We start from the raw sequence: 13,055 nt of genomic DNA, 5'->3' as shown, positions 1-13,055 counted from the left end.
ATATCTCTCTTCTTTCTTTGACTTACAATGACTTTCTAATTGTACGTTCTTTAATTTGTGCAGCTTTGCTTTCCGCTTTAGCGATCAATGACGCTTCCTGTTGCAAAATATCTCGCAGCGATAAACCAAAGTAGACTTTCATAAAACGAAGAACATCACGCTGAGTGAGCCCAATATTTAATGATGAATAATATAAACCAATTAAGTCTTTATTTCGCCAACGAATTGGAACAGAATTTCTGAGTTGTGCTCTGTGCAAATCAATAACCGATATTTTTAGCTGTTCTTCATTTCCCGTAAATGGCAAATGCAGTAAAAAATGGCAAATATAACAATCACGATGGTTAATACCCGTTGCGTGCATTTTACGCACCATTTTCGCGACCCGACGAATAATCATTTGCTTGGTACTGAAAGTTGGCGGGTTATCTAACCAATTTGCACAATAATCTTCCAAACTTACCGTCGGGGTCAAATCTTCAGTAATAATAAAGGAGTGGCGACGAAGAGGATTAACCCCTTTTTGCCCGAACGCCCGGCCATTCATAGTATCCACTCCAACTTGGGTAAGTTGATGAATAGCATTCCACTCTCTATCAGCCCCTAATACCGGTAACCGAAAAGATAATAAGTTTTTAAGGACCTCTTTCAGCGTAGTCCCATAATGAATTTTTATAAAATAGCTGCGCCCTTCAAGTTCAAAACGCAGCGTTTTACGCGTCTCTAATGCACGAAAAACTTCACCTTGTAACTTATCAGCTTCGATAAAGGGATCTTTATTTTTCCACAACTCGCTAAAAGGGGTTTTTAACTCAATCATTTGCTTCCCCCTAAAATAATATCTGCGGCTTTTTCTGGTAAACTATACAAATCTTCTGTATCCGCAAAATAGCACGCATTACTTGCCCATTGTGCTAATTGAGCCGGATTTTTTAAACTATTTTCTAAAGCCAAGTTTAAAACGGTTTGTTCAAAAGGTTCATTTACCACAATACCGCATTGAGCTTGGCTAATAAATGAAGCATATCCACACACTTCTGTGACAATAATCGGTAAACCTGCAGTAATCGCTTCTAATAACACGATACCTGCAGCTTCTTGATAAGCCGGATGCATTAATATATCGGCTGCTGCCATTAATTCGGCAATATCATTACGTCCGCTAAAGAAAGAGACTTGTGAGCCGATTCCCAGTGTTTTCGCTAACTGCTGGTATTTCACCGGTTTATCTTGGCCAACTACCATCAATAACGTGTTTTTCTTAATGTCTTCGGACAATGCCGCAATGGCTTTTATGGTCCGGTCAACACCTTTACGTTTGAAGTCAGAGCCTACCTGCAATACTAAAAATGCAGATTCAGGTATTTGATTTTTTTCACGATAAACTCTTTTGGCGTCAGCAATTTGTTTATCATATTTTCTATCTTGGGCAATACCGGGAGGTAGCATATGAAAACGCTCATTTTCAGTTCCATAATGCTTTTTAAAATGACTAATTTGATGTGGCGTTAACATTAATAGCTGTGTCGGTTTCCCCACTGCAAAAACCGCTTTTTCAAATGCGGCATAGTGTTTATAGCGAGGTGTCAGCTTATACAAAAACCCTTTTTCTTCAGCGACTTTTTGTGCATAACAGACATCAGCTGCATAATAAACATCCAACCCTGGCATTTTATTGAAACCAATTATCCGCTCAGCAGGATGCTGCTTTAAATGAGCTAACACCCAGTCACAATATTGTGCATTTCGCCCATGATTCGTCTTTGAAGTTACCGGCACGATAATAATTTCAAAACCACTAGGCTTATCACCTTCCCATGATTGGGTATAAACACGGACGTGATGACCACGTGACTGGCATTCAGTTGCAATACGTAGGAAATCCCGCTGTAACCCACCAAACGGAAAGTATTTATATAAGCAAAATGCCAGATTCATGTTAATACCTTGTCATCATAGAGCGAATATTCATCGGCAACATTTTCTCTGTTGCTTTAATTACATCAGAAGCTGGAATAATGGATAAATACTTTTTATCACGATCTAGCTCTTCTCTCGGTGGCATAGTTTCATAATCACCCGCCCAAAACTGAACGACATTATCGCTCCAAGGCCGCCAAAAAATATGATTTGTCGCACCGAAAAGGCACACTATTGGCGTTTTAACTGCAGCAGCAATGTGCATGGGTGCCGAATCAACACCAATAAATAAAGCGGCATGAGCAATTAATGCGCCTAGCTCAGGAAATGAAGTTTTACCTGCTAGTTCAGTAACGGGCTTTGTTTGGCAGCCATTTGCAATATCACTGATACATTCCAAATCTTCTTTACTCGGCCCCGAAGTTAAAACCACTTGATAACCACGAGACTGCAATGCATCAATGACGGCTGAGAATTTTTCATTATCCCAACACTTAAAAGCTTGGCGCGCTGTTGGTTGGATGACGACATAGCTGCTATGGACACCAAGGCTTAATAACCTTTCATCAATATTTTTCCAATCCTGCTCTGAATAAGACATAGTTAGATGTGTTTTTAGTTCTTTTATTTCTAACGGCTTGAGCACAGATAAGTTATTTAGAACAACATGTTCACCCTCAGGCTCTGCCAGATGCGTAAAACTATTACACCAATATTTAGAGTCTCGATGGGCAAACTGATGGGAAATTTTTGTACTAGCAGGAATTGCTCGAACCAATACACTCACCATCCATTGGTCTGCTAGATTAACAACTAAATCATATTTATTTTTACGCAGCTTTAGCAGTAATTTAATAAAATTACATGCTTTACTCAGCCCACCACTTTTTTTCCCCGCCATGCCGTACAAAGCATTAATTTCAGCATTTTCAGAGAGGATAGGGATAGTATCCTGATAAAGCAAAACATCAATTTCAGCATCAGGATATTGGTGTTTTAATGAGCTGATAACCGGTGTTGTCAGCAGCATGTCCCCATGAAACCTCATCTTGATCACAAGAATTTTTTTAAACTGTTTTTTCACCAGGCACTCTTAATCAAGTCTATATGTAAAAGACAATAGTCATTCGACAACAAATATCATTATTAATTCAATGAATACTCTCTATGTTACTACTTTCATTATAATGGTCATAGCTTCGAATGCGCATATCATCGATAACCCAAATTTTAGGTAAAAAAAAACTCAGCCGAAGCTGAGTTTTTAACGCAGAAAGCAAAATTATTTAATTTTTGCTTCTTTGTAGATCACATGCTTACGAACAACTGGATCGAATTTTTTCAGTTCCAGTTTTTCTGGCATTGTGCGCTTGTTCTTCGTAGTGGTATAGAAATGACCTGTACCTTCAGAAGAGACTAGCTTGATTTTCTCGCGAATACCTTTAGCCATTTTTTAGCTCCTTAGTACTTCTCACCACGGGTACGCAGTTCAGCAAGAACAGCATCAATACCCTTTTTATCGATAACACGCATACCTTTAGCAGATACACGCAGTGTTACGAAACGTTTCTCAGACTCAACCCAGAAACGGTGAGAGTGCAGGTTTGGCAAAAAACGACGTTTGGTCGCGTTTAATGCGTGTGAACGGTTGTTACCGCTCATTGGACGCTTGCCAGTAACTTGGCAGACTCGTGACATGTCTATTCTCCAAAAATCTAATCAGCTCGAGCTTTTTTGTTCTGGGTATGGCCGCCTCGTCAGGCTTAGGAGCCCATCTCAGCAAACTTTCATTGACTGAAAAAACCGTTAATACCTGAATAAAGATTTACTTTACTAAGACGTAAAAATTTACTGAGATAGGCCCTTCTCGCCAAACCCAAGATCCTTAAAGGTGGCGTAGTATACGCTTTCAATCGTTTTCACTCAAGCCCAACACAAAGAAAGTTGTCATTTTTTAGGCAAAAAAATAATTTTATAACCACCCTCGTTCTACAAATGACACACATTGCTTATGCCCGACGACAAAATGGTCGAGTAGTTTAATCCCCATAATGGCGCAAGCACGTTGGATTCGCTCTGTCACTTGCCTATCCGCAGTGCTGGGTTCTGGGTTACCAGATGGATGATTATGGGCTAATATAATGCCGTTCGCATTCATTTTTATGGCAAAGCGAATAATTTCTCTGGGGTGGACTTCAACTTTGTTCAAAGTACCTTTAAACAACTCTTCATGGCAAATAATTTGATTTTTATTATTTAAAAATATCACGACAAAAACTTCACGCTCTTGCCCTGCGAATAAATCTAACAACTTTGCTTTCAACTGTTCAGGCCCAGTCATCACATCTTCATATAAAAATTGTTCAGAGAAAAAGCGTCGAGCTAGTTCACTGACGGCCTGTAGTTGGGTAAATTTACAACTCCCCATTCCTTTACAGTGTTTTAGTTTTTCGTAGTCTGCTTGTAGAAGCAAATACACTGAACCAAACTCCTGTATTAAACGCTTCGCAAGCTGCAAAACAGGTTCACCTTGGCTCCCTGTACGCAAAAAAATAGCGAGTAGCTCAGCATCAGATAACGCAGCCGCCCCGTATGCGAGTAGCTTTTCTCTTGGTGGTAAATCTAGATGTTCACTCATCATATTCTTTGTCCCTAAATCCCTTGCATCCTTTTTATCTAGCCTAAAAAACATTCACAACCCCTCACATATGGGTTTGCGTAGCGCTTCGCAAAAATAGTACTGTGACGAAAAATCGAGCGCGCCACCTCTAGCTTCTCTGTGGTAATATGCCTCCCATGTTGACCGAATTGGATAAAAATAATGAATCAACTATCACTATTAGGTAAGCAGATAGTTATTGGTATTAGTGGGGGCATTGCCGCTTATAAAATCCCTGAACTTACCCGCCGTTTGCGCGATAAAGGTGCGATTGTGCGTGTTGTGATGACTCAAGGTGCAAAAGCCTTTATTACACCTTTAACCTTGCAAGCCGTTTCAGGGCATCCTGTTTCCGATGACTTACTCGACCCAGCCGCTGAGGCGGCTATGGGACATATTGAACTCGCTAAGTGGGCAGATATCATTATTCTAGCGCCTGCTACTGCGGATTTAATTGCTCGCCTCAGTGCAGGAATGGCAAATGATTTACTCACAACGGTTTGTCTTGCTTCCGCTGCACCGATTGCACTTGTGCCAGCAATGAACCAACAAATGTACAAAGCAAAAGCAACGCAAGAAAATTTAATCAAACTGCAACAACGCCAATGTATGATTTGGGGGCCGGACGCAGGTAGCCAAGCTTGCGGTGATATTGGTCCTGGTCGCATGATTGACCCACTAGAAATTGTTCGTCTAACCAGTGAGTTTTTTACCCCTAAACTCGACTTACAAGGTATCAAATTAATGATCACTGCTGGCCCAACACGGGAAGCACTCGACCCCGTTCGTTTCATCAGCAACCATAGTTCGGGGAAAATGGGTTTTGCCATTGCTAAGGCAGCCAGTCAACGTGGTGCTGACGTCACTTTGATTGCGGGCCCTGTAAATATTGAAACACCAGAAGGGGTTAAGAGGATTGATGTCACGAGCGGCCTAGAAATGTATGAGCAAGTTCATCAAACCATTACAGAGCAAAATATTTTTATTGGTTGCGCCGCAGTTGCAGATTACCGAGCAAAAAACATTGCTGAAAACAAAATAAAAAAACAAGGTGATGAAGTTTCGATTACACTTATCAAAAATCCAGATATCGTGGCTAGTGTCGGCAACCTAAAACACAATAGGCCATATGTTGTTGGGTTTGCAGCTGAGACCCAAAATGTGGAAGAATACGCACGCCAAAAACGACAGCAAAAACAACTCGATCTCATTTGTGCCAATGACGTCTCACTAGCAGACAATGGATTTAATAGCGATAACAACGCGTTACATATTTTTGATGCTAACGGTGATACACGTTTGCCTCACTGCAATAAAAACGAATTAAGCCACTATTTACTTGACGAGATACTTCAACGTTATGAAAAAAATTGACCTAAAAATCCTTGATAGCCGTATCGGTAATGAATTTCCTCTACCAGCCTACGCCACTACAGGTTCTGCTGGTTTAGATTTACGTGCATGCCTTGATGCACCTATCGATCTGGCGCCAGGTCAAACAGAACTTATTCCAACGGGTTTAGCCATTCACATTGCTGATGAAAGCCTTGCTGCTGTGATCTTACCTCGTTCAGGTTTAGGACATAAACATGGCGTCGTACTTGGTAACCTTGTTGGGCTCATTGACTCTGATTATCAAGGGCAACTTATGGTGTCTGTCTGGAACCGTAGTGATAAAACTTTTACTATTGAACCCGGTGAACGTATGGCTCAAATGGTATTTGTCCCGGTTTTTCAGGCGGAATTTAATATTGTTGATGATTTTGACGCAACAGAGCGTGGGGCTGGCGGTTTCGGCCATTCCGGCCGTCAATAAATAGAATATCCTGATAACAAATATGCTAGATAGAACCTGAATTAGGTTCTATCTTTATGAATAAAAACAATCAGCCGCATATTTTCTTTCAGGAAGCTTGCTCAACATTACTTATATTTTAAACATTTTTTAAATCCATTTTGCTTTGTAAGTCTCTTTACTAAGAGCAAAATTTTGGATAGTTTGTTTTGCTGTTTTAGCAGGGGTCTTATTAGACATGGCAGAAAAAGCGACAACACAAAAACGTAACAGACGTGATGAGATTTTACAGGCTCTTGCGTTAATGTTAGAAAGTAGTGATGGTAGCCAACGCATTACAACAGCAAAACTTGCTGCTACGGTTGGTGTATCAGAGGCTGCGCTGTATCGTCATTTTCCGAGTAAAATGAAAATGTTCGATAGCCTCATTGGGTTTATTGAAGACTCATTGGTTTCGCGCATTAATCTGATTTTAAGTGATGAAAAAGATACGATAATTAGAATTAAACTAATACTAGCGCTAATACTTGGTTTTTCAGAGAAAAACCCTGGGCTAACGCGTATAATGACAGGCCACGCTCTGATGTTTGAGCAAGATAGGCTTCAAGATCGTATTAATCAATTATTTGAACGTATAGAATCGCAATTGCGGCAGGTGTTGAAAGAGAAAAAAATACGTGATGGTCATGGGTTTATTCATGATGAGTCACTGCTTGCTTCTCAGCTATTAGCCTTTTGTGAAGGAATGCTCTCACGTTTTGTACGTTCTGAGTTTCGTTATCGGCCAACCGTCGAGTTTGAATCGCGCTGGCCTTTAATTCTAGCTCAGTTACAATAACCGATTGTTTATACTACTCACCCCGCCCATCATTGGGCGAGGGCTTTTTTTACTCGATTCCGTATTGTTCGCGGTAAGCCTTCATAGCCGCTAAATGTTCCTGCATACCTTCCTGTTCAGAGAGGTAAGTGATTAAATCGCTCATGGTAATAATTGAGTAAACTTTACAGCCATAATCACGCTCAACCTCTTGCACTGCTGAAATGTCACCTTTACCTTTTTCTTGGCGATCAAGGCATAGCAAAACACCATTCAACGTCGCTTGTTGTTGTTTAATAATTTCCATTGACTCACGAATTGCCGTTCCTGCAGTAATGACATCATCAACTACCACAACACGCCCTTTCAAAGGACTCCCAACTAACACGCCACCTTCCCCATGGTCTTTAGCTTCTTTGCGATTGAAGCAATATGGCATATCGATGTCATGGTGTTCAGAAAGTGCTACCGCCGTCGTCGCTGCGATAGGGATCCCTTTATACGCAGGGCCAAAGATGACATCACACTCAATTGCGCTATCTTGTAATGCTTGTGCATAAAAACGACCGACAAGTGCCAGATCACGCCCTGTATTAAATAACCCCGCATTGAAAAAATACGGGCTTTTACGACCTGATTTCAGCGTAAACTCACCAAATTTAAGTACCTGTTTTTTCATGGCAAGTTCAATAAAATCGCGCTGATAGGCTTTCATTGGTCATTCTCCTCGTTGATGATTATTTATCTATATTCAAAGCTGCTAATTGGTTGATGAACCAGCAGACATAAAAAAGGCGACTATTTAGCCGCCTAATTAATGATTAACTTACTTCAGCGCTTCTCGCTGAGCTTCAAAAATGGTATTTAAACCTGTTTTAGCTAATGCCAATAGAGCAAGTAGCTCTTCATGACTAAATGGTTCGCCTTCTGCGGTGCCCTGCACTTCAATCATTCGGCCATCATCCATCATGACAACATTCATATCTGTTTCAGCGGCAGAATCTTCAACATATTCAAGGTCACATAGGGCTTCTTGATTTACAATTCCGACGGAAACAGCTGCAACCATTGATTTGAGTGGGCTTTTTGCAATTTTACCTTGCTCAACCATGTTATTCAGTGCATCAACTAGAGCCACACAGGCACCAGAAATCGCCGCTGTACGTGTACCGCCATCCGCTTGGATAACATCACAGTCTAAAGTAATGGTGTACTCGCCTAACTTTTTAAGGTCAACAGCAGCACGTAAAGAACGTGCAATTAACCGTTGGATTTCCATCGTACGACCCGTTTGTTTTCCTCGTGCAGCTTCACGTTGATTACGTGAATTTGTTGCGCGCGGTAACATACCATACTCCGCTGTAACCCAACCTTGCCCCTGCCCTTTTAAAAAACGAGGAACACCTTCTTCAACAGTTGCATTACATAACACCTTCGTGTCGCCAAACTCAATAAGAACAGAGCCTTCTGCATGCTTAGTATAGTTGCGCGTGATGGTAATCGGGCGCATTTGGTCTGCTTGTCTATCTGCTGGGCGCATGGTGTTATCTCCATTATCAACTCAAATTGGGACGCATTATACGTTGTTCAAGCGATAATGCCTATCCTGTCATCCTGCATAGCGTTATAATCTCCTAAATCTTTACGATAATGGGAACGAATTATGATCCGTAGTATGACCGCTTTTGCCCGTCGGGACATCAAGGGTGAATGGGGGAATGCGGCCTGGGAGCTGCGTTCCGTGAACCAACGTTATTTAGAAACGTATATTCGCTTACCTGAGCAATTCAGAAGCCTTGAGCCCGTCATTCGCGAGCGCCTGCGTTCTCGCTTAACTCGTGGAAAGGTGGAATGTAGTCTACGCTTTGAGTTAGATGGCGCAAATCGTGGCGAGTTAATCCTAAATGAGCAATTAGCCCGCCAATTAATCAGTGCTGCGAATTGGGTTAAAAATTACAGCCATGAAGGTGAAATCAACCCATTAGAAATTTTGCGTTGGCCTGGAGTGATGTCAGCTGGCGAGCAAGATTTAGACATAATTAGCGAACAACTAATGGCAGGGTTAGATGAAGCGATTGATGCCTTTATCCAAAGCCGTGAAGCTGAAGGGGCATCCTTACATACACTTATTGAGCAGCGACTTGACGGTGTGCTAGCAGAGGTCGCCAAAGTACGTCAACACATGCCAGAAATTCTACAATGGCAACGTGAACGCTTACAAAACAAGTTAGAAGAAGCTGACATTCAAGTGGATAACAACCGCTTGGAACAGGAACTTATTCTATTGGCTCAACGTGTTGATGTTGCAGAAGAATTGGATAGATTAGAAGCACACGTTAAAGAAACACGTAATATCTTGAAGAAAAAAGAGGCAACTGGCCGCCGTCTTGACTTTATGATGCAAGAATTTAACCGTGAAGCGAATACGTTAGCGTCAAAATCAATTAATAGCGAAGTCACAACTTCAGCAGTTGAGCTCAAAGTATTAATCGAACAAATGAGAGAACAGATTCAGAACATCGAATAATCACTCTGTTACGATTTTAATCTATAAAAAAGCCAACCGATGAAGTGACCTTATTTATCGTTTGGCTTTTTTCTTTGAAAAGATTCTCAAATTAACTCAAAATAGGTGTTAATTGTCACGATTTTTGAACCTATATTCCACAACAACCCTTCGAAGATATTAAAAAATTTTTACCCAAGAAGTATTCGGGAAAAATAGACTATTACCACGATATTCATTATTTCTTTCCAAATAATGAATAGAAACGATTAAATCAATTTCCATAGAAATACATAATCATTTGATTTTTAATCATAAATATTATTTTCTTCCTGTTTTTTCAAAAAATAAGATCTCGCTCATAAATCAATCAAATGTTTTGAGTTCAATCACAGATAACAAAACAGATCTTTGACACCACAATAACTGCTTATTAACATCCATCTTGTATACAAGTTGAATTCAATATAAATACAATAAGGTTGATTACCTCGACAAACCAATAAAAAGGTAACTCTATGTCACATAATGATTCTGTTGTAACACCAGCAACAAAAGACTCACCAGGGCGTTTACGTTGGGGATTAGCAGCAATATTTTTTATTATCGGTTTGATTGCATATATGGATCGCGCCAATATTTCCATTGTTGCCGAACATATGATGACCGATTTAGGAATGAGCAAAGTTCAATTTGGCTTTTTGGGTGCGTTATTTTCGCTTGGCTATGCACTTGCCCAAATTCCAAGCGGAATACTTGCAGAACGGTTTGGTAGCAGGCTTATCGCAACCATTAGCCTTTACGTTTGGTCCGCATTCACAATATTAACGGTCGTTGCCCCTACCTATATTTGGCTATGTATCGTACGCTTCCTATTTGGTGTTGGAGAAGCGCCGCTCTACCCTGCGAATGCCGTCTTTAATACATGGTGGTTTCGCCAAAATGAAAAGGCACGAGCCGCTAGCTTCTTACTTGCCGGTTCCTATTTCGGGCCTGTGATTGCCCCCACCCTTACCGTATTTATTATGATTTCGTTCGGGTGGCATGCCGTTTTCTATATCTTCGGTGTGATTGGTATTCTTATCGGTATGGTCTGGTATTTCTTTGCCAGAAATAAACCTGAACAACATCCAAAAATTTCTCAAAGTGAAATTGTATTTATTCAAGGAGGCCGAACAATTAGTGAGCAAGGAGGTGCTGACGTTAAAGCTCCTTGGCGAAAATTTATGAAAGAACGTCCGTTCTGGGCTGTTGGTTTCCAATATTTTTTTGTCGCCTATATGACCACCTTGTTTATGATTTGGCTCCCCACCTATTTACAAGAGGCTCGTGGTTTCTCATTAACCCAAATGGGCGTTGCCGCCAGTTTTCCTTGGCTAGCAATTTGTATCGCGGTACTCACTGCAGGTTCAATTTCTGATTGGTTACTCAACAAAGGGTACTCACAGTTAGTCGCTAGGGGATATATCGCCATTACCGGTTTTATTCTCTTTATTGTGGGTATTTGCGGCGCTGCTCAAACTGAAAGTGCCATTGCGAGTGTTGCATGGCTAACTCTTGCACTCGGTTCTCTAGGATTACCAGTTGTGACCTCTTGGGCAATTGCAGCAGATAAGGGCCGCCAATATGCAGGCTCTGTCAGTGGATGGATGAATTTATGGGGCAATCTCGGTGGTGTTATTTCCCCCATTCTATGTGGCTGGCTTGCACAGCATTTCGGCTGGACCGTCGCTTTACTTTTCAATGTGATACCTATCAGTTTAGCGATTGTTTGCTGGTTTTTCATTCAGCCAGATAAACCATTAGCTGCGGCAGTTAATCCTGACTAATTTTCACCCATATACATTATGTTCAATACAATAAATAAAGGTGTCCCTATGTTTACATTAAATCCTCGTGTTGCCTGTTTTAGCTCGGAAATTATCGAAAGTTGCCGTGATGTTTGCCCGTCAACTATTGGACACATGACTGACTTCGGTTTTCTCAAAACATTACGCCCACAAATTGAACAATGCCAATTTATTGGTAATGCTGTAACTGTTCGTATTCCACATATGGACTCATCTGCCGTACACAAGGTTTTCGACATTGTGCAAGAAGGCGATGTTGTCTGTATCGATATGTCAGGGGATTATGCTCGTGCTTGTTGGGGGGAAATGGTTTCTTATATGGCACGGGCAAAGAAAATTGCCGGTGCTGTCATTGATGGTTGTGTCACTGATATCAAAGCATTACGTGAGATTGGCGTTCCTATTTATGCACGTAAAGTGAGTCCGTTAACAACTCGAATTTTAGGTATTGAAGGCGCAATTAATGTGCCGGTTAGCATAGATGGCGTAACGATCCATCCTGGTAACTTAATCATCGCAGATGGCGATGGCATTTTAGTCGCTGATGAAGTTACTCTGCAAGAGTATCGCCAACGAGCCCTTAATGCTCAACATGCTGAAATTGATGTTAAAAAGCGCATTGATGCCGGTGAAACATTAGCGGCAATTTCAGGTGCTGCGAAATTTTTTGAATAAGGAGGCTCTATGAAGATTGCAATTGCTCAGCTAGCCAGTAGCCCAGATAAAGCTCTAAATTTAAAAAAAGCCTGTGAAGCTATACAAAAAGCTGCTCAAGGTGGTGCCGACCTCGTCCTATTGCCGGAAATGTTTATGGCTTTTGTTCCAGCGGATAGTGGCATTAACTATGCCGATGTCGCAGAGCCTGTTGATGGCCCTTTTGTCTCTCAGTTGGCAAAAGCCGCTCAACAATACGGTATTTATGTGACCTGTGGCATTTATGAAAGTGCCCCGAATGAGCCGAAAAGAGCTTTCAACACGACAATTATGTTGAACCGCCAAGGTGAGCTTATCTATCACTACCAAAAAACACACCTGTACGATGCCTTTTCATATCAGGAATCCCTTAATATCATTCAAAGTAATAATGAATTAAAACCTGTGGAAACGGAATTTGGCAAAATTGGCGTTTTAGTCTGTTATGAACTGCGTTTCCCAGAAGTTGCTCGAAAACTAACCTTAGCTGGCGCTGACCTTATACTCGTTCCCACAGCATGGGTTAGCGGGCCACTAAAAGAGGAGCATTACCAAACATTAGTTAAAGCACGCGCTTTAGAGAACACAATCCCTGTCTGCGCATGTGACCAAACAGGTAATATTTTTATTGGTCGCAGCCTTGTTTGTGATGCGCTTGGAGTAACCATCGCATCTGCTGGCTACGATGAAACGCTATTTTTTGCTGAAATATCAACACAGCATACCGCAGAGACACGAGAAAAATTACCTTGTATGCAAAACCGACGCCCTGAGCTGTATTAGTCTAAAAACTGGCAAGGATGCCAGTTTATTCA

Annotated in this window: 15 protein-coding genes; 7 read left to right on the top strand and 8 right to left on the bottom strand. The window is 41.2% G+C overall.

What is annotated here, in order from left to right:
* Positions 1-22: 22 nt before the first annotated feature.
* The 6 genes from rfaP to radC all read right to left on the bottom strand — a co-directional run bounded on the left by rfaP (position 23) and on the right by radC (position 4,558).
* A complete protein-coding gene (gene rfaP / locus PSF31_RS01870; protein WP_004265130.1) occupies positions 23-820 on the bottom strand; it encodes a lipopolysaccharide core heptose(I) kinase RfaP in 798 nt (265 codons plus the stop codon).
* On the bottom strand, positions 817-1,938 hold the full coding sequence (locus tag PSF31_RS01865; protein WP_096863633.1) for a glycosyltransferase family 4 protein: 1,122 nt from the start codon (positions 1,936-1,938) through the stop codon (positions 817-819). Before PSF31_RS01865 ends, rfaP begins: the two co-directional genes overlap by 4 nt.
* 1 nt (position 1,939) lies before the next feature.
* A complete protein-coding gene (rfaQ, locus tag PSF31_RS01860; RefSeq protein ID WP_096863634.1) occupies positions 1,940-3,004 on the bottom strand; it encodes a lipopolysaccharide core heptosyltransferase RfaQ in 1,065 nt (354 codons plus the stop codon).
* A gap of 198 nt (positions 3,005-3,202) precedes the next feature.
* Entirely contained in the window at positions 3,203-3,370 is a 168-nt protein-coding gene (rpmG, locus tag PSF31_RS01855; protein WP_004265124.1) for a 50S ribosomal protein L33, read from the bottom strand.
* 11 nt (positions 3,371-3,381) lie between these two features.
* A complete protein-coding gene (gene rpmB / locus PSF31_RS01850; RefSeq protein WP_004265123.1) occupies positions 3,382-3,618 on the bottom strand; it encodes a 50S ribosomal protein L28 in 237 nt (78 codons plus the stop codon).
* A gap of 274 nt (positions 3,619-3,892) precedes the next feature.
* Positions 3,893-4,558, bottom strand: a complete 666-nt coding sequence (gene radC / locus PSF31_RS01845) for a RadC family protein (RefSeq protein ID WP_094962934.1) — start codon at positions 4,556-4,558, stop codon at positions 3,893-3,895.
* A 183-nt stretch (positions 4,559-4,741) separates the two neighbouring features.
* On the opposite strand from radC, the gene coaBC reads away from it, so the two are divergent.
* The 3 genes from coaBC to slmA all read left to right on the top strand — a co-directional run bounded on the left by coaBC (position 4,742) and on the right by slmA (position 7,212).
* Complete coding sequence (coaBC, locus tag PSF31_RS01840; protein ID WP_004265117.1) at positions 4,742-5,953, top strand: bifunctional phosphopantothenoylcysteine decarboxylase/phosphopantothenate--cysteine ligase CoaBC; 1,212 nt, start codon at positions 4,742-4,744, stop codon at positions 5,951-5,953.
* Positions 5,940-6,395: a dUTP diphosphatase gene (gene dut, locus PSF31_RS01835; protein ID WP_096863635.1), complete on the top strand. Its 456-nt coding sequence runs from the start codon at positions 5,940-5,942 to the stop codon at positions 6,393-6,395. The genes coaBC and dut overlap by 14 nt, the downstream gene beginning before the upstream one ends.
* 217 nt (positions 6,396-6,612) lie before the next feature.
* Positions 6,613-7,212, top strand: a complete 600-nt coding sequence (gene slmA / locus PSF31_RS01830) for a nucleoid occlusion factor SlmA (RefSeq protein ID WP_004265112.1) — start codon at positions 6,613-6,615, stop codon at positions 7,210-7,212.
* A 49-nt stretch (positions 7,213-7,261) separates the two neighbouring features.
* Here the strand turns inward: slmA and pyrE are convergent, their stop codons facing one another.
* Together pyrE and rph are read right to left on the bottom strand one after the other, a co-directional pair.
* Entirely contained in the window at positions 7,262-7,906 is a 645-nt protein-coding gene (pyrE, locus tag PSF31_RS01825; protein WP_096863636.1) for an orotate phosphoribosyltransferase, read from the bottom strand.
* 111 nt (positions 7,907-8,017) lie between these two features.
* Positions 8,018-8,731, bottom strand: a complete 714-nt coding sequence (gene rph / locus PSF31_RS01820; RefSeq protein ID WP_004265108.1) for a ribonuclease PH — start codon at positions 8,729-8,731, stop codon at positions 8,018-8,020.
* Positions 8,732-8,854: 123 nt separating this feature from the next.
* Between rph and PSF31_RS01815 the strand changes: the two genes are divergently transcribed.
* From PSF31_RS01815 to PSF31_RS01800, 4 genes are all read left to right on the top strand, one after another.
* On the top strand, positions 8,855-9,718 hold the full coding sequence (locus PSF31_RS01815) for a YicC/YloC family endoribonuclease (RefSeq protein WP_036959080.1): 864 nt from the start codon (positions 8,855-8,857) through the stop codon (positions 9,716-9,718).
* Positions 9,719-10,215: 497 nt separating this feature from the next.
* Complete coding sequence (locus PSF31_RS01810; protein ID WP_004906166.1) at positions 10,216-11,526, top strand: MFS transporter; 1,311 nt, start codon at positions 10,216-10,218, stop codon at positions 11,524-11,526.
* Positions 11,527-11,574: 48 nt separating this feature from the next.
* Positions 11,575-12,222 (top strand): RraA family protein, encoded by a 648-nt coding sequence (locus PSF31_RS01805; RefSeq protein ID WP_096863637.1) that lies wholly within the window; start codon positions 11,575-11,577, stop codon positions 12,220-12,222.
* 9 nt (positions 12,223-12,231) lie between these two features.
* Complete coding sequence (locus PSF31_RS01800; protein ID WP_096863638.1) at positions 12,232-13,023, top strand: carbon-nitrogen hydrolase family protein; 792 nt, start codon at positions 12,232-12,234, stop codon at positions 13,021-13,023.
* Positions 13,024-13,055 lie beyond the last annotated feature (32 nt).

Origin of the sequence: Providencia sp. PROV156 (assembly GCF_028480905.1) — a bacterium.
Classification (GTDB): domain Bacteria; phylum Pseudomonadota; class Gammaproteobacteria; order Enterobacterales; family Enterobacteriaceae; genus Providencia; species Providencia hangzhouensis.
This window is presented reverse-complemented; position numbering and strand designations above follow the sequence as displayed.